General features: G+C 34.1%; 18 protein-coding genes. 12 read left to right on the top strand and 6 right to left on the bottom strand.

Going from position 1 to position 20,053, the window contains the following annotated elements; genetic code table 11:
• Window positions 1–30: 30 nt before the first annotated feature.
• The 3 genes from IC221_RS10995 to IC221_RS11005 all read left to right on the top strand — a co-directional run bounded on the left by IC221_RS10995 (window position 31) and on the right by IC221_RS11005 (window position 3,675).
• Window positions 31–1,365, top strand: a complete 1,335-nt coding sequence (locus IC221_RS10995; RefSeq protein ID WP_188169017.1) for a carboxypeptidase-like regulatory domain-containing protein — start codon at window positions 31–33, stop codon at window positions 1,363–1,365.
• Window positions 1,366–1,485: 120 nt separating this feature from the next.
• On the top strand, window positions 1,486–3,330 hold the full coding sequence (locus IC221_RS11000) for a M1 family metallopeptidase (RefSeq protein WP_044201104.1): 1,845 nt from the start codon (window positions 1,486–1,488) through the stop codon (window positions 3,328–3,330).
• Between the two features lie 12 nt (window positions 3,331–3,342).
• Window positions 3,343–3,675 carry a septum formation initiator family protein gene (locus IC221_RS11005; RefSeq protein WP_188169018.1) on the top strand — a complete coding sequence of 111 codons (333 nt, stop codon included), beginning with the start codon at window positions 3,343–3,345 and terminating at the stop codon, window positions 3,673–3,675.
• A gap of 51 nt (window positions 3,676–3,726) precedes the next feature.
• Here IC221_RS11005 and IC221_RS11010 read toward each other — a convergent pair whose 3' ends face one another.
• From IC221_RS11010 to IC221_RS11020, 3 genes are all read right to left on the bottom strand, one after another.
• Complete coding sequence (locus IC221_RS11010; protein ID WP_188169019.1) at window positions 3,727–4,845, bottom strand: porin; 1,119 nt, start codon at window positions 4,843–4,845, stop codon at window positions 3,727–3,729.
• Between the two features lie 225 nt (window positions 4,846–5,070).
• On the bottom strand, window positions 5,071–6,216 hold the full coding sequence (locus IC221_RS11015; protein WP_188169020.1) for a C45 family peptidase: 1,146 nt from the start codon (window positions 6,214–6,216) through the stop codon (window positions 5,071–5,073).
• A gap of 522 nt (window positions 6,217–6,738) precedes the next feature.
• The gene (locus IC221_RS11020) at window positions 6,739–7,986 is read right to left on the bottom strand and encodes a C45 family peptidase (RefSeq protein WP_188169021.1); all 1,248 of its coding nucleotides are present in this window, start codon (window positions 7,984–7,986) and stop codon (window positions 6,739–6,741) included.
• Window positions 7,987–8,213: 227 nt separating this feature from the next.
• Here IC221_RS11020 and IC221_RS11025 point away from each other — a divergent pair, with 227 nt between their 5' ends.
• The 5 genes from IC221_RS11025 (at window position 8,214) to IC221_RS11045 (ending at window position 13,567) form a co-directional block, all read left to right on the top strand.
• A complete protein-coding gene (locus IC221_RS11025; protein WP_188169022.1) occupies window positions 8,214–9,188 on the top strand; it encodes an AraC family transcriptional regulator in 975 nt (324 codons plus the stop codon).
• A gap of 343 nt (window positions 9,189–9,531) precedes the next feature.
• Window positions 9,532–10,791, top strand: coding sequence for a pitrilysin family protein (locus IC221_RS11030; protein WP_188169023.1), 1,260 nt, complete (start codon window positions 9,532–9,534; stop codon window positions 10,789–10,791).
• Window positions 10,792–10,819: 28 nt separating this feature from the next.
• Window positions 10,820–11,875, top strand: a complete 1,056-nt coding sequence (mltG, locus tag IC221_RS11035) for an endolytic transglycosylase MltG (protein WP_188169024.1) — start codon at window positions 10,820–10,822, stop codon at window positions 11,873–11,875.
• Window positions 11,876–11,878: 3 nt separating this feature from the next.
• On the top strand, window positions 11,879–12,616 hold the full coding sequence (locus tag IC221_RS11040) for an endonuclease V (RefSeq protein WP_188169025.1): 738 nt from the start codon (window positions 11,879–11,881) through the stop codon (window positions 12,614–12,616).
• Window positions 12,617–12,721: 105 nt separating this feature from the next.
• Window positions 12,722–13,567 carry a hypothetical protein gene (locus tag IC221_RS11045; protein WP_188169026.1) on the top strand — a complete coding sequence of 282 codons (846 nt, stop codon included), beginning with the start codon at window positions 12,722–12,724 and terminating at the stop codon, window positions 13,565–13,567.
• A gap of 170 nt (window positions 13,568–13,737) precedes the next feature.
• Here the strand turns inward: IC221_RS11045 and IC221_RS11050 are convergent, their stop codons facing one another.
• Both IC221_RS11050 and IC221_RS11055 read right to left on the bottom strand, forming a co-directional pair.
• Window positions 13,738–14,487 (bottom strand): ABC transporter ATP-binding protein, encoded by a 750-nt coding sequence (locus IC221_RS11050; RefSeq protein WP_188169027.1) that lies wholly within the window; start codon window positions 14,485–14,487, stop codon window positions 13,738–13,740.
• 3 nt (window positions 14,488–14,490) lie between these two features.
• Window positions 14,491–15,222, bottom strand: a complete 732-nt coding sequence (locus IC221_RS11055) for an ABC transporter permease (protein WP_044201123.1) — start codon at window positions 15,220–15,222, stop codon at window positions 14,491–14,493.
• Between the two features lie 244 nt (window positions 15,223–15,466).
• Here IC221_RS11055 and IC221_RS11060 point away from each other — a divergent pair, with 244 nt between their 5' ends.
• The 3 genes from IC221_RS11060 (at window position 15,467) to IC221_RS11070 (ending at window position 17,853) form a co-directional block, all read left to right on the top strand.
• Window positions 15,467–16,315 (top strand): AraC family transcriptional regulator, encoded by an 849-nt coding sequence (locus IC221_RS11060; RefSeq protein ID WP_188169028.1) that lies wholly within the window; start codon window positions 15,467–15,469, stop codon window positions 16,313–16,315.
• Window positions 16,316–16,416: 101 nt separating this feature from the next.
• Window positions 16,417–16,995: an SRPBCC family protein gene (locus tag IC221_RS11065; protein WP_188169029.1), complete on the top strand. Its 579-nt coding sequence runs from the start codon at window positions 16,417–16,419 to the stop codon at window positions 16,993–16,995.
• Between the two features lie 9 nt (window positions 16,996–17,004).
• The gene (locus tag IC221_RS11070) at window positions 17,005–17,853 is read left to right on the top strand and encodes an AraC family transcriptional regulator (protein WP_188169030.1); all 849 of its coding nucleotides are present in this window, start codon (window positions 17,005–17,007) and stop codon (window positions 17,851–17,853) included.
• A 128-nt stretch (window positions 17,854–17,981) separates the two neighbouring features.
• On the opposite strand, the gene IC221_RS11075 is transcribed toward IC221_RS11070, so the two are convergent.
• Window positions 17,982–18,959: a calcium/sodium antiporter gene (locus tag IC221_RS11075; RefSeq protein WP_188169031.1), complete on the bottom strand. Its 978-nt coding sequence runs from the start codon at window positions 18,957–18,959 to the stop codon at window positions 17,982–17,984.
• Window positions 18,960–19,279: 320 nt separating this feature from the next.
• Between IC221_RS11075 and IC221_RS11080 the strand changes: the two genes are divergently transcribed.
• Complete coding sequence (locus IC221_RS11080) at window positions 19,280–19,666, top strand: hypothetical protein (protein WP_188169032.1); 387 nt, start codon at window positions 19,280–19,282, stop codon at window positions 19,664–19,666.
• The last annotated feature ends 387 nt before the right edge of the window (window positions 19,667–20,053 follow it).

Below are 20,053 nucleotides of genomic sequence, written 5' to 3' on the forward strand. Positions count from 1 at the left end.
CAAATAATAATTGAAAAACTTACAAAAACTATGAATTCAAAGTTACTCACAAGTACACTTCTGTTATTAATCTGTATAACAGAAATGATGTACGCTCAATCTACAAAAGAAATCAAAGGCGTTGTGATGGATAATGATGGAAACTCTATTCCATATGCTCATATTTTGATTTCTAATACCTCAAAAGGGACATTCTCCAATCTGGAAGGGGCTTTTTCTATCAACATTTCAGAAAAGTATGCAGATCAGCAGTTACAAATTTCTGCCACGGGTTTTGAAATGGTTAGAGTAAATATTTCAGATCTGTCTACTAAAAAGAAGAATAAAGTGACATTGAAGTCTTTTGTCACAGAACTGGATGAAGTAGTCATAACCCCCAAAGATATGAGGGAAATATTGAAGGAGGCTCTTCGTAAAATTCCAGAAAACTATGCTTTGAACCCTGCTAAAGTACATGGGTTTTACAGAAATAGAACGTCACTTAATGAAAGTACGGCGAATTATATAGAAGCGGCTATGGATATTTATCTTCAAGGAATTCAAGAAGAAGACAAGAAAAACCAACTGCAATTGGTAAAGGCAAGGAGTTTGACGGATTCCACTGCTTGGGAAAGCTTTCAGTTTGATGATGATTCCATGGATATGGACATGGATATGACAGGGATGGCACATGAAATGTTAGAGTCTGATTTGGTAAAGGATAATGGCAATTTGTTTGGAGATGATGAAGAGATGACCTCAAGGTTTGTAATGTTCCTCAACGAGAAAACGATGGATTATTACACATTTGAATTTGTGGAGATGACCACTTATCAAGGGCGTTCTGCCATGGTCATTGACTATAAACCAAGATGGAAAATGGATCTTGGTATGTTTGAAGGAAGAATCATTTTGGATGAAGATACAAAGGCTTTTTGTCATGTGGATTATAATGTTCCTAAACCTTATTTGAAATACATCATTCCCCTTAGAGGTATAGGAAAGGGGTTGTTGATTGGTGCGTTGAAGATTTTTGGAGGGTTATCATTCAATTTTCATATTAATCATATCAGAGGAAGTGAATCGTATCAGTTTGTAGATAATAAGTGGTATCCTAAATATAAAAACGGTGATTTTTCATTTTTCTTAAAAGTAAGATATCCTAGAGAGGAGATTGATATTGCAACGGATATTGGCATTAAGGCGGATTTCTTTATTACAGACGTAACCACTGAAGATATACAGGAAATTGAAGAGGAAAACAGGCTGAAAAAAGAAGATTCTTTGGTGGAACTAAGTGATGCTTTTGATGATCCTTTTTGGACGACATATCCTTTAATTCCTGCCTCTGAGGAAGTTCTGAGTGATGTACAACAGTTGAATTAACTTTTCTTCAGATTTAGTGCTCTTATTTTTTAAGATGAAAGTCGACTTTCAATCTAATTCTTTTGTAATTTGCGAGATCATAGTAGACACAGTATAGAACAAACAGTGAGGATCTTTTTAATGAAAACGTATTTTCTAATGTTGTCGATGTGCCTTTTTGCTTTGGGTACATTTGCACAATCTGATAGGTGGCAACAAAAAGCAGATTACGAGATGGAGGTTGAGCTTGATGTGAAAACACACAAGTTCGGAGGGACACAACGATTGGTGTATTACAACAATTCTCCAGATACACTTCACAATGTATACTATCATTTATACCTCAATGCTTTCCAACCGGGAAGTATGATGGATGTACGTTCAAGAACAATTGAAGATCCTGACGGAAGAGTAAAAGATAGAATTTCTAAATTACAGCCGAACGAAATCGGATATCAAAAGGTATTGTCATTGAAACAAAATGGTAAGTCGCTGAAGTATAAAACAGTGGGTACTATTTTGGAAGTAGAACTGAATAAACCGATTCTCCCAAATACAAAAACTGTATTTGCAATGGAGTTTGATGCACAAGTTCCTATTCAAATCAGAAGAACAGGTAGAGATAACAAAGAAGGTGTAGCTTATTCTATGGCGCAGTGGTATCCTAAATTAGCTGAATATGATTATGAGGGATGGCATCCAGATCCTTATGTAGGAAGAGAATTTTATGGTATTTGGGGTGATTTTGATGTAAAGCTTACACTCGATGAAAAGTATGTAGTGGCTGCTACAGGTTATATCCAAAATGCAAAAGAAGTAGGATATGGCTATGAGGGTATCAAGAAAGGACAACCTAAAGATGGTAAACTAACTTGGCACTTTGTAGCTCCTAATGTACATGATTTCACATTTGCTGCAGATCCTGATTTCCAACACAAAATTGTACCGATGAAAGAGGGGCCTGAGCTTCATTTCTTCTGGAAAAAAGATCAAGGTATTGATGAAGTATGGAATAAACTTCCTGCTTACTTAGAACAAGCCATTTTATATACGAATAAAAGAGTAGGGAAATATCCTTATAAAGTTTACAATGTAGTACAAGGTGGTGATGGCGGTATGGAATACGGCATGCTTACTTTGATTACAGGTAAAAGAAGCTTGAATAGTTTAGTAGGCGTAACGGTTCATGAAATGCTACATAGCTGGTTCCAATTTGTTCTTGCAACGAACGAGAGTTTATATGCTTGGATGGACGAAGGGTTCAATTCTTATATTGGTAACGAAATTGAAGCGCATGTCAACGGAAAAGCAGATGCTCACGGAGGATCTTACAATTCTTATTTTTATGTAGTAAAAAGAGGTATCGAAGAACCATTGAGTACGCATGCGGATCATTTCGAAAAAAATGCAGCTTACTCTATCGCCTCTTATTCTAAAGGTGCTGTTTTCCTTCATCAATTAAGCTACATTATGGGGCAGGAAACATTTGATAAAGCATTCAAAAGATATTATGAGGAATGGAAATTCAAACACCCTAATGTGAATGACTTCATGCGTGTAATGGAAAAAGAATCAGGGTTGCAATTACAATGGTATAAGCAATACTTTGTCAATTCCATTAAAACCATTGATTATGGTGTGAAAAACACTTTCATCGAAGGTGATACAACTTATGTGACCATAGAGCGAGTGGGTAAAATGCCAATGCCTACGGAAGTGAAAATAACGTTGAGTAATGGTGATGAAACGACTTATTATATGCCTTTACGTGTGATGCGTGGAGCCAAAAAGTCTGAAATTGAAGGGAAGTGGGTACAGTTGGAAGATTGGCCTTGGACACACCCGACTTATACCATTGCTATTCCAACAAAAGATGCTAAATTGAAGAAAGTAGAAATCGATCCTTCTGGTAAGGTGGCTGATATTGATAGAACAAATAACATTCTTGAAGTATCTTACCTTGTTGAGAAAGGAGCAGGTTTATAGAATTTTTAAGTGATGAGAGAGAATAAGCAACTTAATTCAACAAATTATCCGAACTGGCTTAATTATTTCAAAAATTTTTATGTCCTCGTTGGTACATTATTCTTAGTATGGATGTTGTTTTTTGATAGCGACAATTTTTTAAGAAGAAAGAACCAAAGAGAGAAGGAGTTTGAACTGAAAAGTCAGCAAGCATTTTATGAAAAGGAAATTGTTGACCTTCAAGAAAAAATGAGAGAGTTGCATACCAACAACCAAGAGTTGGAGAAATTTTCACGAGAAAAATATCTTTTCCACAAAAAAGGAGAAGACGTCTACGTGATTAAAGATCTTTCGAAAGAAGATTAAAATATATAAAAAGACCTCTATTTGATTTATTTTCAGATAGAGGTTTTTTCTTTACCACCCTTTCAAAATATCAAACCCAACTCTTACACCAGCCATAATCGTCATTTTATTAAAATAACGCTCATCTCCATGCGTAGGACTACTATTATTGAAATTACCGTCTGATGAATAACTACTTACTAAATGCAGTCTGAGGTTTTTATCAGGAATAGGGTAATACTGTAATGCTAATTCAAAAGTATGTGCTTTGGTAGTCTTCGGATCAATGACTTCATCACCTATTGTATTTTCTAACACACTGATTTGGTCATAGATATATTTGATATAAGGTTTGAATTTTGAGCCGTTATACATCACTTTTATGGGGACGGATTTATAATAAGCGTTGTCTTGAAAATTCGGCATATTTAAAGTGTAGGCATAATCCGTATCAATAATCCATTGTCTATATTTCCATTGAATACCAATGTTAATAGCATAAGGTGTACTAGAAGATAAACCAGATTGATCATTGATGTAAGTATAACTAACATACGTTTTGATCTTATCCTTCACAATGAATCCATACCAATAAAAATTGTATTGCAAATTGAGTTGATTTCCTAATGAGTCCTCGTTTGCATTGACAATTTGTAAACCGAATTGTTGCCCACTCAAAGTTGTATATTGAGTTGTAATACCTGTTTTGAATATATCTAATTTGTTCCCAATAATCGAATAGGTATAAACATCATTAGGATTATAGGTTTGTTCAATTGTACCTACTTTTACAAAGTTTCTACCCGCCTGAAAAAACCAACGATTATCTTGTGTTCGGTAGGTTACATTTGCCTTCAATATGTTTCCGGAGATTTTATTGACTGCAATTCTTGAATCATAAGGAGAGTATAAAAATTCAAAACCTAAACTGTTATTGAAGTTTCCTTCTAAACCGATTCTAAAATCAGAAAATTGAAAACGTTGATCATTCGCATAATCATTGGATTGATTTTTATAACCAATATGTCTGAAATCCAAACGACTATCTAAAGTAAAACTTAAGTTTTTATGTAATTCTGATTTCTTCTGTATTAAACTATCTTCTTTGTTTTGATTAGGATCATTATCCGTTGCAAAAACTGTAAGACTAGACAGTAATAAAGTGATGTAGAATAGAATAAGCTTTTTCATTTTGAATAGATTTAGTGGAGTGTGAAATTCAAGTTTTCAAAAGTTTTCCTCAATTCCCTTTTGATTACATAGATTCTAATGCTTTACAAATATCCATTTTATCTTTCTCAAGGCTTTGTAAGAATAAGGCAAGCGTTTATCGATTATCGTCAACTTCTATTTTTCTTTATAAAAGAAATAGGGAAGAAGTTTCCCTCTTCCCATTTAATTATTATCTCATTGTTATTATTTCCATAACTCTTTTAAGTTGATCTCAGTCCAGTCCGCGAAGTATTCTGGCACTGGAATTTTGATCCATACTTTTTGATCATTGATATCAAATACAGTTTGATAGTTGGTAAGGTCAGCATCTTGTAATGCCGGTTTAGTACAACCACCATTTTCTTTGAAAGAACCGTCTTCATTGAAGATTCTAAGATCCATTAAATCACGAGTCAATTGTGCATCTACCTCGCCACGGTTTTCCGCTAAACGCTCTGTCATGTTGGAGAAACGTCTTAATGAATTACTTACTGTTTCTCTTTTACCTAATCCCCAATCCTCATTGAAGAATGAGTTGGCAACCACTAAAGCGTCATCCGTAGCTTTACGAATTCTATTACCTCCTAATGAAGAACCCTCTACAGATACTGCCTCATTTTTATCCGCTAAAGTGAAGATGATTGAAAGGCTATTCAACATACCATTGAATCTACTTTTGATCGATCTAAGATCTGCAGTTTCACTCAATAGGTCCGTTAAAGTATTCAATAATGAAGGTCTTTCTAAGAATACAATAGAACCTCCCATACTTGTACCATCATGAACATCAAGGTAAACACCGTGCTCGTTCATCGCAGTAAATGCACAGTACATACCAGGCCATCCAGCAGTAGCAATTTTGTAAGAACCATCATTGGGTTTTCTTACTGTAAATACCGTAGGGAATTTATTGAAAGCTGGGCTCCAGTCTAAGTTACGACCGATGTACATTCCGCCATCTTTTGATTGATCACCAAATGAAGCGATAGAAGTACAACCTGCAAATGAGTGTAATTTCTCTTTATAAATACCGTATTCCATGATTTGGTCCAGCAATACCACATTTTCCAATGTCCATCCTGTTCCTAATGCAACACCTTGATAAAATTCTTTTGTTCTAATAGATCCCGTACCGTAAGCTCTATTCACCCAAAGGTCAATCGCTTCTTGGTCTAAACTTCCACTTTCTATTTCATGTTTAACCACTAAGTCAAATGTTTGCTGCATAGAGTCCAACATAAGCGCACCATATTGTTCCCCCATTTCAAGGTTAGAACCTTCTAACACTGGAACTAAAAAGTTATTTTCTGTATAAAGTTTACCCGCTTTGAATTCTTTTACTAATTTCATTTTCTTTGAATTTTACAATGATAAAATAATTAATGTAATGTCCTCAGGTGAAGAGATTTAATTGTTATTCCCGATTGATTACATTACAAATGTCGCGGTATTTTGAGGCAAATATTTGTACGAATTCTTTAAGCGGTTGTCAATTATCGTCAGTTTAGAATTTCATTTTAAAATGGAGTTTTTTTATCTGTACAATAAAAAAACGGATCCCAAACTGGAATCCGCTTTATGTAATAAATCAAAAACTATTATTTTTTAAATCATCTTCAGATTGTATTCAAACAATAAATGAAAGAAAGTGAATGAATAGCAATCTGTTTTGTAATCAAAAGAAAGGTATCATCATTTCCCTTTTGATTACCTTACAAATATCTTGTTTTTAATAGAGAAGTAGTTATATGATTTGATCATCTAGTTATGTAATATCGTCAACTTATATTCTTCATTATAAATGAAATAGAAAAGAGGGATGAACAAAATTTGCCCATCCCTCTTCCTTTTTAATTCTTTCCTCTCAAAGACTTATTTCCACAACTCATTCAAGTTGATTTCAGTCCAATCAGCGTAGTATTCTGGAACTGGAACTTTCATGTATACTTTTTGATTGTGAATATCGAAAACTGTTTGGTAAACTGTTAAGTCAGCGTCTTGTAAAGCTGGTTTAGTACAACCACCGTTTTCTTTGAAAGAACCATCTTCGTTGAAGATTCTGATGTCCATTAAATCTTTTGTTAATTGAGCATCAACTTTACCTTTATTTTCAGCTAAGCGCTCTTCCATGTTAGAGTATCTTCTTAAAGAGTTACTTACTGTTTCTCTTTTTCCTAATCCCCAATCATCTACTAAGAATGAGTTCACAACTGTGATCGCATCACCTTTTGGCAAACGAACTCTGTTACCGTTCAATGAAGAACATTCCATTGATGCAGCACTTTTGCTATCCGCAATTGTGAAGATGGTAGAAGTACTGTTGTTCATGCCGTTGAATCTTGCTTTTAAAGCGTCTAAGTTTGGAGACTCACTCATGAAGTCAGTCAAAGTGTTGATCAATGAAGGTCTTTCTAAGAATACCAAAGAACCGCCCATACTAGTACCGTCGTGTAAGTCAATGTAAACCCCTTCTTCGTTCATGGCAGTGAATGCACAGAACATACCAGGCCATCCTGTAGTCGCCATTTTAAAAGAACCGTCATTTGGTTTTCTTACTGTTAAAACTGTTGGGAAGTTTAAGAACGCTTCACTCCAGTCCATGTTACGACCGATGTACATTTCACCGTCTTTTGATTGCTCACCCCAAGATGCGATTGATGTACAACCTGCAAAAGAGTGAAGTTTACCATAGTAGATACCATATTCCATCACTTGATCTAGGAAAACAACATCATTCAATGACCAACCGGCTCCTTTTGCAACACCATTATAGAATTGTTTCGTTCTTAATGATCCTGTACCGTAAGCTCTGTTTACCCAAAACTGAATCGTTTCTTGATCCAATTTTCCTTCTTTTAATTCTGGTTTGATTAAGAAATCATAGGCTTTTTGCATTTCCTCTTTCATCAATGCACCATATTGTTCGCCCATTTCTTCATTTGAACCTTCAATAACAGGAATCAAAAATCCATTAGCTTCATAAAGTTTACCGCCCTTATATTCTTTCTTTAAGTTTAAGTTTGAAAGGTTATCTTCAATATTAATTTCATTTTGAGCAAGAGCATTTACTGAAAAGATAAACCCTAAAATGATTGACAAGTAGTTTTTTAAATTTTTCATTTTCTATTTCTTTTAACAATGATAAAATAATTTAGTAATGTCTTCAGGAGTAATGTTTTAAGCGTGTTTCCCGATTGATTACATTACAAATGTCTAGGTTTTTCAAGGCAATGATTTGTACGTTTTATTTAAGCGGTTGTCAATTATCGTCAATTCAAAAAAAGAGCTTGTGATATGATTTAGAAAGATAGAATTGTATATTAGATATAGGATTGGATATAAATAATATGGAAGATAAATACATAATAGAGACGAGTGAAACAGATCACCAACAAGGGTACGTACAATTTGCAAAAGATAATGGAGGGACATGGAATGGAGAAGAGTTAGTAGTCAATAATAGTTGGTGTGATCTAAAGTTATCCTCAATATGCTTTTTGAATGATATGTATGTAGATATTTTCAAAATGCATGCAAAGAAGCCTATTGTGGCAAAGTACATTCCAAGTGACGATAAACATTATATTATTGTTAGGATAGGTTTTACAGGTTCTTTTTTTAGTAAAAATGAATCTAAGAACTTCAATAACCTAGGAGTATTTATCTATAACTCTAATCAACATTTTGAGATAGAATTTCCTTATGGTGAAACATGCGAATGGGTTACTATTCGATTTTCATTAGAACTTTTCAATAGTTTTAATTCCGCAAATCCTGATTTTAAACTGAAAACCCTTTTTGATGATAAATCCCCTTGGTTTCAGTATTTTTCTCTCGATGTTGAAATTGAGAATTATGTCAAAACCATTATTGCTAATGTAGATAGAGACAAACGAAGACACATTGCCTTCTTTAGTAAATCTGCAGATATCATGGGGGTGATTGTGGAAAAGATGGAAGCTTTATCTTCTAAGGTGAAGACAAACATACATCCCGAGGACCTAAAAGCGATGATGCAATTAAAGGATACCTATCTATCTGATTTTTCAGAACAACCTAATCTTACAGAGCTAAGTGAAGAGTATGGTATGAGTGTTTCTAAATTGAACCGTATTTTTAAGTCTATATTTGATCAACCTATTTTACAGTTCTACAATCAGCAGAAGGTAGAGGAGGTTTTCAGACAAATCACTTATACTGATAAAACACTTACTGAAATTTCTTTCGATTTAAACTTTAGTCATATCGCTCATATGAGTAAAGTCTTTAAAAAATACTATGGTTACGCTCCTTCTGAGTTAAGAGATAAGAATAAAAAATAACTGTATATTAATAGTAAATCATTGAAAATCAATTTTTTAAAATTTAAATATACCGGATAACCGCAATTTTTTATTTTAAGGTTTTTTGGTATATTTCATTCATTACTTCCTACTTATTTGGTCATTTTAGAGTAACAAGTTGAACGAAATTATACTTTCATCATTTATTAAATTAATACTCGTCCTTGCTTGAAATTCATCATTTTATCTCTTTTTATTAATAAATCTATCTAAGGGCCTTTTTTTTTGAGAGCATTAGATAAAAGAGTGGATGATAATCAGTAAATTTGCAGGCTCATTTTTGTGAGAAAATGAGGTCAATTTTGTGGGAAATAAATAGTCAATGGATAAAAATTATCAGATTCACCGTTTAGATAACGGAATTCGACTAATACACAGGCAAGTAAAAACAACTAAACTAGCACACTGCGGTGTTGTTTTGAATGTAGGTAGCAGGGACGAAACGCTAGAACAGCAGGGCATTGCTCACTTCTGGGAACATATGGCTTTTAAGGGGACGAACAAAAGAAAAACGTACCATATCCTTAATAGCATTGATTCTGTAGGAGGGGAGTTAAACGCTTATACATCCAAGGAAAAAATCACTTTTTATACTTCCACATTAGTAGAACATTTTGAAAAATCGGTTGATGTTCTTTCAGATCTAACTTTCAATTCCAATTTCCCAGAAAAAGAAATAGAGAAAGAACGTTCGGTAATTCTGGAGGAGATGTCTATGTATAAAGATGATCCTACGGATGCAATTGGCGATGAGTTTGATGAAATTATTTTCCCGAATCACCCGCTAGGAAGAAATATTTTAGGTACGGTAGAAAGTGTGAATAGCTTTCAGCAGAAGGATTTTTTTGATTTCTTAGAGCAGAACGTTGATACACATCAAGTAGTCATTTCATCTATTTCAAATTTGTCTTTTGAAAAGGTGGTGAAATTGGTGGAGAAGTACTTTGGAGGTGTTAAAGAGGCAAAGAAAGACCGTAAAAGAGAAATTTTTACAGGGTATAAGCCACAATTTATCGAAAGATATAAACCCATCAATTCAGCACATGTAATGATTGGTTCAGATGCTTTTGAGATGCACCACCCTAAACGTTTGACTTTTTTCTTGCTGACCAATCTATTAGGAGGCCCAGCTATGAATTCAAGATTGAACTTGGGGATCAGAGAGAAGTACGGTTATGTATATGATATTTCGGCAGGGTCAACTTCTTATTTAGATAGCGGACAGTTCAGTATATATTTTGCTACAGAAGATAAAAGCTTGAATAAATGCTTGAAGTTGGTACACGGAGAGTTATCAAAGCTGAGAGAGAAGAAGCTTGGGGTACAACAACTTCGAAGCGTGAAGCAACAAATAATGGGTCAAATTGCCATGTCAGGTGAAAGCAACTTGTCTATAATGTTAGGGATGGGTAAAGCACTGCTAGACAAAGAGAAGTTTGAAACAATAGAGGAGGTCTTCCAGCAAATCAAAGCGATCAGCGCCGAAGATTTACTTGAAGTTGCCAATGAAATGTTTGCAGAAGAAAGGATGAGTACTTTAATTTACCATCCAGAATTAAAAAGTCACTCTAAGAACACCTAAATCTTTGAAGTGCCAAAACTAAATAACAATGGTAAAAAGTAACTTACGTATTTTTTTATTTGTAGGATTTTCAGTCTTTACAATATCGATATTAGTTTATATCTATCAAGTTTTTTATACGCCTAACATACAAGTTGACAAGGAACCTTCAGTAATCAGAGTTCCTCACGGTGCAACGATTGAAAACGTATCGGATACTTTAATGAAGTACGATATTCTTTCAGAGTTAGTGCCTTTCCGTTTTGTAAGTAAAGCATTAAAATATAATGAGAACGTAAAGCCCGGTTTGTATGTATTACAACCTGATATGACCAACTTGGAGGCCGTACGTTTCTTAAGATCAGGAGCTCAGACACCTATCAAAATCACTTTCAACAACGCTAGAACAATTCAAGATGTGGCAGATAGAATTACTCCACGTTTAGAAATGACATCGGAGCAATTCTATGAAGCGGCAACAGATGCAGAATTGTTGAAAGAGTTGGGACTTGATTCATTGACAGTTAAAGCACTTTTTTTACCTAATACTTATGAAGTGTATTGGACAATTTCTCCAAAACAATTAATGAGAAGGTTGAAAAAAGAATACGATCGTTTCTGGAATACAGACCGCAAATCAAAAGCGGAAGCGATTGGATTGACACCTTATCAAGTGTCTACTTTAGCTTCAATTGTGGAATCGGAGACCATTAAATCTGATGAGATGCCCAAAGTAGCGGGTCTGTATGTAAACCGTTTAAATAGAAATTGGGCTTTACAATCTGATCCTACTGTAGTATATGCCGCAGTAGAAGTGGGAATGGTCAAAGAATTTACTGACGTAAAAAGAGTGTTGAACAAGCACTTGGAAGTAGATTCTCCTTATAATACATATAAGTATTCTGGTTTGCCTCCAGGACCCATCAGAATACCATCAACTACAGCCATTAATGCGGTGTTGAATGCAGAGAAGCACAAATACATGTATATGGTAGCAGATGCTGATTTTTCAGGTTACCATCACTTCTCTAAGACATTGACAGAGCACAATAGATATGCGAGAATCTATCAAAATGCTTTGAATAAAAAACGAGTATATAGATAATAAATGAGACGTTACAATGGTATTGTAACGTCTTTTTTGATTCCATTTATGGATAAAATAAAAGATAAAGAGCAAGAGGAGTTAGCAAAAAAAGTCATCATTTACCCTGATGATACTCCCCGATTACAACTAGGACTGGAAGATGCAGTGTGTACAATGGACGTAGCCTATACGGATGATTGTGCATTTGTTTCTTGTGATATCATGAGAGGGAAAACAGGGGAGTGGGTCAACACTTTTGTGACCATTCATCCGCTGCCAACCACTCCTTATACTTCAGGGTATTTTGCTTATTATGAGGGGCCTCTTTTGGTAGAATGCTTAGAGCAACTAGCTTTAGAACTAAAATTAAAACCTGCATTAGTCATTGTGGATGGCCATGGAATTGCTCATCCAAGAAGATTTGGAATTGCAAGTTGGCTTGGTTTAAAGTTGAACATTCCTACAATTGGGTGTGCAAAAAAGCCACTAGTCAAATATGAAAGAGAGCTCGGAAAACAAAAAGGAAGTATCTCCCCGATGCTTTTGGAAGATGAAGTGGTAGGTGTTGCACTGAGAAGTAATACAGGTGTGAAGCCCATTTTTATCAGTCCAGGTCACTTAATTAGTATCGAAAACACGATTCATATTATTAAAAAGTACCATGGAGAGTACAGAATCTTTGAGCCAGTCCGTAGAGCAGATCAAGCGGTCAGAAGAGCTTCAAAGGGCGAAAGTGGCGATTTTGAATTGATTACTTGAGAAAGGTCATTAAATACAATTAACGATAATTCATAATCCTTTGGGAGGTCTATACGTATATTTGTTTGATATTAAATTAGATAAACCCGAAAGAAAGATTGAATTATGTTTAAAGTCACGACTAACTCTACATATAACAGAGAAGATAAAGGTAAATCAAATTTAGTCCATAAAACTGTTTCTAATATCCCATTTAAGTATCGCCCTTTTATATTGTCAGTGGTGTATACTTTTTTGATTGTAGGCTTCGCTTTATTGTTAAATGGAACCTTGGAAGTGACATTTAATCAGACCATTGGCTACAAAGAACCTTTCTATTTCACAATACTATTTATGGTAGTACTATCCTTGTTGTTGCCTTATTCAATACCTGATAAAAAGTTGGCAGTTCATAAAGTAGATAGAAATGGTTTTCAAGTAGATCAGGTGGTTTTAGAAAGCAATCATAGAAATAGTAAATCCTTGATTATCGGAGCAAAATTGCTGACTTTAGTATTCAGTATTTCTTTGTTTATGTCTTCTTATACCACTAATAAAAGTACTGAAAAATATGAACGTATTACGATTCACAATGTCCCTATCAAAGGTGTGGATAGTGTACAAATAGCAGTAAGAATGTCAAGAGATACGAGAGATTCTGCTACGCCAGGTCGATTTAAACAAGCCTTAGAAGCTTCTATTTCAGAAAAACAAACCTATGTATATGAAGAATATACCTATGGTTTTCCTTATCAATTATTGAAACCCCAAAAACGTAGAGATATGGAAGAAGGGAAGAAGTATTTAGATGGAAAAAAAGCCAAAATACAAGTGAAATGGTACGGTGAAGAAATTCATCCGATAGATGTGGAAGGTAAAATTAATACTATTATAAACAGTGATGCGATGAATGACTTACTTTTAGAGTCTTTCGGAGTGGAAACGGAGAGTAAAAAAGCGATTAAGATGTGATCTCCTGCAGCCTTTGCTACGTGTTCACGCAAAAAATAAGTACTCAAAGATATTTAGTACTTCCCTTAAAAAAAACGAGCATCAAGAAAAATCAATCTTGATGCTCGTTGTATATTTTTTGGGAAAAGATAAATTGAAAGAGATTTACTCCCCTCAGCATTCTTTCCTCACTAAATTCCTTTAAATGTCCTCACTAATTTATTTGAGAATAAGAAATCCTTTAATTCTTTAGGTTCAGCATCTAAAATTTCATCTTTAGTACCTTCCCAAATTTTAAGACCTTTATACATAAACATGATGTACTCTCCAATTTCCATTACAGAGTTCATATCATGTGATACGATAACTGTTGTAAGATTATATTCTTGCGTAATTTCATGAATTAACTGATCAATCATCCACGCTGTTTGAGGATCAAGACCAGAGTTAGGTTCATCACAGAATAGATATTGAGAGTTCATCACAATGGCTCTGGCAATACCCACCCTTTTTTGCATACCACCACTGATCTCAGAAGGCATTTTGTGTGCGGCATTTTCCAAACCTACTCGTTTCAAATAAAAATTGACCTTATCGTCCTTTTCACTTTCTGACATATCAGAGTGAATATTTAAAGGGAAACGAACATTTTCTGCTACGGTAAGTGAGTCAAACAATGCACTACCTTGGAAAAGCATACCGATTTCTCCACGAATAATCTTTTGTTCTCTAATTGTCGAAGCATGGAAATCTCTTCCGTCATATAACACCGAACCTTTGTCAGGAGAGAAGAGACCTACAATTGTTTTCAGCAAAACACTCTTACCTGTACCACTGGCACCGATGATCATATTTGTTTTGCCTTTCTCAAAAGTGGCACTAATACCCATTAGTACTTCTTTTCCTTGGAAAGATTTCCCTACATTTTTAATCTCAATCATTGTCTACGAAAGTAAAGTGTCTGCTAGAATAAAGTCTGCTGCAAGTATAGCAATACATGAAGCTGTTACTGCATCAGTACTTGCCTTACCTACTTCCAAAGCTCCACCTTTCACATTGTAGCCTTTGAAAGCAGAAATAGAAGTGACGATAAAACCGAAAACAAATGCTTTGATAATGGCAAAAGGTACCTCAAAAGAAACAAATGTATTTTGAATACCATATATATAATCTTCCGTAGGAGATAAGTTGCCAAAAATTGTAGCGAGATATCCACCCCAAATACCCAATGCCGCTGACAAAATTGCTAACAAAGGAAGCATAGCCATGCCTGCAATAATTTTAGGGAGAACCAAGTAAGAAGCTGAATTAATACCCATCACTTCTAAAGCATCTATCTGCTCAGTGATACGCATAGTACCAATTCCACCGGCAATCTGCGAACCTACCTTACCAGCAAATACAATAGCTGATAATGTGGGTGCCATTTCCAAAATCATCATTTCTCTTGTGGCTAAGCCAATAATGTACTTTGGTAATAATGGACTAACAATATTGTAAGCCATTTGTAATGCAATTACGGCTCCCACAAAAAGAGAGACGAAGCCTACTAAAAAGAGGGAATTGATACCGATGTTGATACACTCCTGAAAAAATAAACGAACGTAAGTGGTAAGAGGCTCCCTGTTGGAGAACATCTTTTTCAAAAAGAGAATATATTCGCCTAAGCGTCTCATGTGATTAGTCTTATTTCTAAAAAAAATTAGAAACCTTATATCAGATTTCCACCCTACAAAGATAAAGATCTTCTTGTCATTACATATTTTTTTAGCATTAACTAAAGAGCAATTTCGGTTTATTTGTTCATTTTCATAAAAATTAATTAATTAGGTTGTTGATCATTCACTATTTTGAGGATAGATTCGCAATTTTTTAAATGAAAATCTACTTCGCTCAGAAGTTAAACACCTTTCTTATTTTATGTCATCTTTTGATCTTACTCATTTTGAACTTCTAGATAAACCTATTTTTGGAAAAGCAGTTTTTGAACCTCCTTTTAAGGCTAATTCGTCTTTTGTAGATGAAGCACGTTTTGTATTTATCATTAAAGGACAATCCAATTTATATGTACCCAACGATACGCTTTCTTTAGAAACATCAGATTGCTTTCTGATGAAATGTGACAACTTTGTTAACGTTTGGAAGAAAAATGAAGATGAGGATAAAAGTCAGGTGATGGTGATGCATTTTTATCCAGATGTATTGAAGCATATTTATGACAATAATATTCCAGAAGTTTTTAAATCTTCTGATGTAAAACCTCATGGTCCTGTTGCGAAGTTGAAGACCAATGAAATGTTGGTAAATTATATGAAAAGCTTGGAGTTTTATTTTCAAAACCCTTCTTTAATGAATGATGAATTAATCAAATTAAAAGTAAGAGAATTGATTCAAGTAATGCTGAATTCAGACCATACCGGTGTTATCAAGAATATGTTTAGTGATCTGTTTAAAGCCAATGCCTATGATTTTAAGGAGATCATCCATGCTCATCTGTATGAAGACCTAAGTTTACAAGATTTGGCCTTTTTTACAGGGCTCAGTTTATCTACTTTTAAAAGAAAATTCAAAACAGTTTTCAATACCAGCCCAACACAATATATCAAGTCAAAAAGATTAGAAAAAGCCATTAGTTTACTTCAAACAACTGATCAACGTATCTCCGAAATTGCTTATGATTGTGGTTTCAATGATATTGGCTACTTCTCCAAACTCTTTAAATCTACTTATCAGGTTTCTCCCTCTGACTATAAAAAGTCATTGGTCTGATTTTCCAAATCATTGAACTTTTTGTCGCTATAAACCATTTATAGACCTGCCATATTTGTAATGTCAACAAAAACAATTATAGCTTTTAAATACATTACACTATGAAAAATACGGTCTATTTCACATTCTATTTTTTACTGTTTTCAGCAAGTCTTTTTGCTCAAAAGAAAACACAATTTATTTCGGTAGAAAGAACCATTAAAGCACCTGCAGCTGCAGTTTGGAAAGTAGTCGGAGAAGAGTTCGGAGATATTCATAAATCACACCCTCTTGTCGTTAGTTCTAGTTATACAAATGACCAGCACAAAGGTTGTGAAGGAGCAGAGAGAGTTTGCAACCTCAACTTAGATGGATCAAAATACGTCAAAGAAACGCAGGTGGATTATGATCCTGAAAATTACTCTTTTAAGGTGCAAATCACTACTACACAAGGGATCCCATTAGTACCCGAATACTCTTATGCCATTTATAAAGTAGTTCCACTTGATGCCAATACAAGCAAGTTGGTTTTTGAATTTAACTATAGAACTAAACCGGCATTTATGGGAGGCCTAGCCAAAGGGAAGTTCAGAAAACAATTGAGTAATTATATGTTGGCCGTGGAGCACTATGTCACAACAGGCGAAGAAATCAATGCGGATAATTTTGATGAAATCAAGAAACAATACGAAACGAGATAAGGTTTTTCTATGAGTTTTTTAAGTTATGATCATTTTCGGTTAAATGGAAAACCTGTCTTTGAAAAAGCAAGTTTTAAACCTCCATTAAAAAGGGATGCAACAATGAACAATGAAGCTTGCTTTATACATGTACTTCATGGAAAAGCAATGCTTTATGCAACCAATGAACAGTACACTTTCACTTCTTCAGATAGCTTTTTGATGAAATGCGGTAACTATGTTAATCATTGGGTTGAGCAACAAGAAGAACAATCTTATGAGGCCATTCTGATTCATTTTTACCCAGATACTTTAAAATATGTCTATGATGAGGGGTTGCCTGAAGTGTTGAAGTATCCTAGAAAAGTGAGTTACAATGTGGAGAAAATTCCATTAGACGAAATGATCACAACTTATATCGATAGCCTTTTATTTTATTTCAATAATCCATCAATGGTCAATGAGGAATTAATAAAATTGAAAGTCAAAGAGTTGGTTTTATTGCTTTCCAATGCCAAAGAAGGAAATAATATCAAAGCATTATTGAGTTCATTATTTCAACCAGAAGAAACGCAATTCAAGAAAATTATCCATAGCCATTTATATGAAGATTTATCAATAGATGACATTGCAATTCTGACTGGTTTGAGCTTGTCTACTTTTAAAAGGAAGTTTAGACAGACTTTTGATGAAAGTCCTAAGCAGTACATCAACAAAAAGAGGATTCAAAAAGCATCGGAGCTATTAATTCAAACCAACAATAGAATCTCTGAAATTTGTTATGATTGTGGGTTTAATGATGTGGGATATTTCTCTAAAGTATTCCATCAACATTATGGTTTTTCCCCGTCAAGTTTCAGAAAAAAAGAAATGATTTAAAGCGAGCGAAATACAGTTTGTAATTAGTTAATAGGAGAGAACACAATAGTATTATTAGAGAATACAGAATATTTATTGAGAAAGTAAAAAACTTCTACTTTTTGAGTAGAAGTTTTTTGTTTATTTCGTTAGAAAATGGTGTATATGTAATAGCAATATGTAATGAGTAGCAACATACCTTCATATCGGTTTAAATCCCTTCCTAATATCATTAAAGGAATAGTAAGAAGTGTAATTCCCAGCATCCAAACCATATCATAACCATGCATAATTTTACTGACATTAATAGGGATGACCATACTCGTAATACCTAAAATAGATAGCACATTAAAGATATTTGATCCCATCAGGTTCCCTAATGCGAGGTCTGTTTCTTTCTTAAAAGCTGCAACAGATGAGGTTACTAATTCAGGTAAACTAGTTCCAATGGCTAAAACCAAAATCCCTACAATTCTTTCATTTAACCCTAATTGCTCCAGACAAATAGATTTGGCACCATCAATAAACCACTCTGCACCAAACTTTAAAGCAACTATACCAGTGACTAAAAACGCAATATCTTTCACCCAAAGTGAAGTTGAGCTTTTTCCTTTTTCACTTTCATCTAATTGAAATTCTTCATTCGTCGTTTTTTGAAGCTCAATGTCTGATTTTGTTCTTCTAAAGAGGACAAACAGATAGATGACTAATAATCCAAAAAATACAGCACCTTCTCTAGACGAAATCACATTGTCAAAAGTAAGTAAGAATAACAGGAGTGAAGCCCCCATTGCTACGGGCCAATCAAATTTTAGTGTTGTGTCACTAACTTTAATAGGATAAATGATTGCCGTAATTCCTAACACCATTCCGAGGTTGCAGATATTTGAACCAACCACATTTCCTATAGCCAAGTCAGCATTTCCTGATAAGGCAGAATGTAAACTAATAAAAAGTTCTGGGGCAGAAGTGCCAAAGGCAACAATGGTAAGTCCTACAATGATGGCAGGTATTTTTAAACGTAATGCAATGTTTGTTGCACCATTTACAAGAAATTCCCCTCCACCAATCAAGACAATAAGACCACCAATAAGTTCTAGGATATTAATTATTAGTTTATTTTCCATAATAATAACTGCGTGTATAGCACTTCAGACTATTAAAAATTTTTTAAGTTGAGACGTCGACTCAAAAGATAGACTATTAAAAAATAAGATAGGTGCAATCAAAATGAATGTACGATAGTCGTTATAAATTTTGACCCTTGCACTTACCAAGTAATATACAACAACATTTCATAATGTAGTGCTGCGTTCCTTTATTTAAAATGTATTTTCAATCGCAATTATTGTCTTTACTATCATAAATTTGAGGGAGTGAACAGCTTTTTATCTTTTGTAGGTGATTACAATTTAGTATTTTCGTGTTGCATTAATCATAGAAAAGTATGGCCAGTAAAAATAAAGGAAGTTTAAAAAATCAATCTTCGTCTATTCGTGTCAATAAAGAATTGCATGATGAATACAAAAAGACAATGCGAGGATATGAACAGTCTATACCAGATAATTATGACCTGTTGATGATCAGTACAATTCTGCAAGAAATTCCAGAGTTTGAAGGAGGTTTTGAAGAGACAAAATTGATGAAATTTAGTCGTATTGTATTAAACCTTGCTCAAGAAAATGAGCATTACGATTATGTCTCGGCACTTGAATTGATGAAAAGTCAGAGAGGTAAAGATATCTTTGATATGTGTACTACAATGGCTAAACTAAGTGGAAAGTCATTTAATGAAGTGATTCCAGTGATTGTTTCCCAAATCGAGAAAAAATAAATTAACCTTTTTAATTACATGAGGAGCACATTAACTCATTAATTTTTACGACCCCAACCATCATGATAATACCATTATTTGTAGAAGCCTTTTCTGAAGGCTTTTTTTTATGTCTAAAATTCACGACTACTAAAGTAAGTTAAAATAATATTTTGATGTAACTTTTTGAATTTCAATAGCGTTACAAAAGCTTGTAGAATGAAACACAAAATGCTTCTTTAAGTAACTACATGATGTTTAGGATGAAATTCTTCATAGAATTCAAACATTATTAATCAATTCAAATAGAACAATGAAAAAAGTATTACTAAGAAGCTATTTAAAAATAGATCTTAATATTTCGTATTGCATTTAGAAATAAAAGTCTGAAAGGAGATATTTAATTAC

This window comes from Flammeovirga sp. EKP202, from assembly GCF_014534745.1.
Taxonomy (GTDB): Bacteria; Bacteroidota; Bacteroidia; order Cytophagales; family Flammeovirgaceae; genus Flammeovirga.

What these genes read in the sequence shown, in the direction of transcription:
- IC221_RS11055 (WP_044201123.1), bottom strand. Translation starts at nt 15,222, where the DNA reads ATGAGACGCTTAGGCGAATATATTCTCTTTTTGAAAAAGATGTTCTCC.
- IC221_RS10995 (WP_188169017.1), top strand. Translation starts at nt 31, where the DNA reads ATGAATTCAAAGTTACTCACAAGTACACTTCTGTTATTAATCTGTATA.
- IC221_RS11080 (WP_188169032.1), top strand. Translation starts at nt 19,280, where the DNA reads ATGGCCAGTAAAAATAAAGGAAGTTTAAAAAATCAATCTTCGTCTATT.
- mltG (WP_188169024.1), top strand. Translation starts at nt 10,820, where the DNA reads ATGGTAAAAAGTAACTTACGTATTTTTTTATTTGTAGGATTTTCAGTC.
- IC221_RS11025 (WP_188169022.1), top strand. Translation starts at nt 8,214, where the DNA reads ATGGAAGATAAATACATAATAGAGACGAGTGAAACAGATCACCAACAA.
- IC221_RS11030 (WP_188169023.1), top strand. Translation starts at nt 9,532, where the DNA reads ATGGATAAAAATTATCAGATTCACCGTTTAGATAACGGAATTCGACTA.
- IC221_RS11005 (WP_188169018.1), top strand. Translation starts at nt 3,343, where the DNA reads ATGAGAGAGAATAAGCAACTTAATTCAACAAATTATCCGAACTGGCTT.
- IC221_RS11015 (WP_188169020.1), bottom strand. Translation starts at nt 6,216, where the DNA reads ATGAAATTAGTAAAAGAATTCAAAGCGGGTAAACTTTATACAGAAAAT.
- IC221_RS11075 (WP_188169031.1), bottom strand. Translation starts at nt 18,959, where the DNA reads ATGGAAAATAAACTAATAATTAATATCCTAGAACTTATTGGTGGTCTT.
- IC221_RS11060 (WP_188169028.1), top strand. Translation starts at nt 15,467, where the DNA reads ATGTCATCTTTTGATCTTACTCATTTTGAACTTCTAGATAAACCTATT.
- IC221_RS11065 (WP_188169029.1), top strand. Translation starts at nt 16,417, where the DNA reads ATGAAAAATACGGTCTATTTCACATTCTATTTTTTACTGTTTTCAGCA.
- IC221_RS11010 (WP_188169019.1), bottom strand. Translation starts at nt 4,845, where the DNA reads ATGAAAAAGCTTATTCTATTCTACATCACTTTATTACTGTCTAGTCTT.
- IC221_RS11040 (WP_188169025.1), top strand. Translation starts at nt 11,879, where the DNA reads ATGAGACGTTACAATGGTATTGTAACGTCTTTTTTGATTCCATTTATG.
- IC221_RS11045 (WP_188169026.1), top strand. Translation starts at nt 12,722, where the DNA reads ATGTTTAAAGTCACGACTAACTCTACATATAACAGAGAAGATAAAGGT.
- IC221_RS11020 (WP_188169021.1), bottom strand. Translation starts at nt 7,986, where the DNA reads ATGAAAAATTTAAAAAACTACTTGTCAATCATTTTAGGGTTTATCTTT.
- IC221_RS11050 (WP_188169027.1), bottom strand. Translation starts at nt 14,487, where the DNA reads ATGATTGAGATTAAAAATGTAGGGAAATCTTTCCAAGGAAAAGAAGTA.
- IC221_RS11070 (WP_188169030.1), top strand. Translation starts at nt 17,005, where the DNA reads ATGAGTTTTTTAAGTTATGATCATTTTCGGTTAAATGGAAAACCTGTC.
- IC221_RS11000 (WP_044201104.1), top strand. Translation starts at nt 1,486, where the DNA reads ATGAAAACGTATTTTCTAATGTTGTCGATGTGCCTTTTTGCTTTGGGT.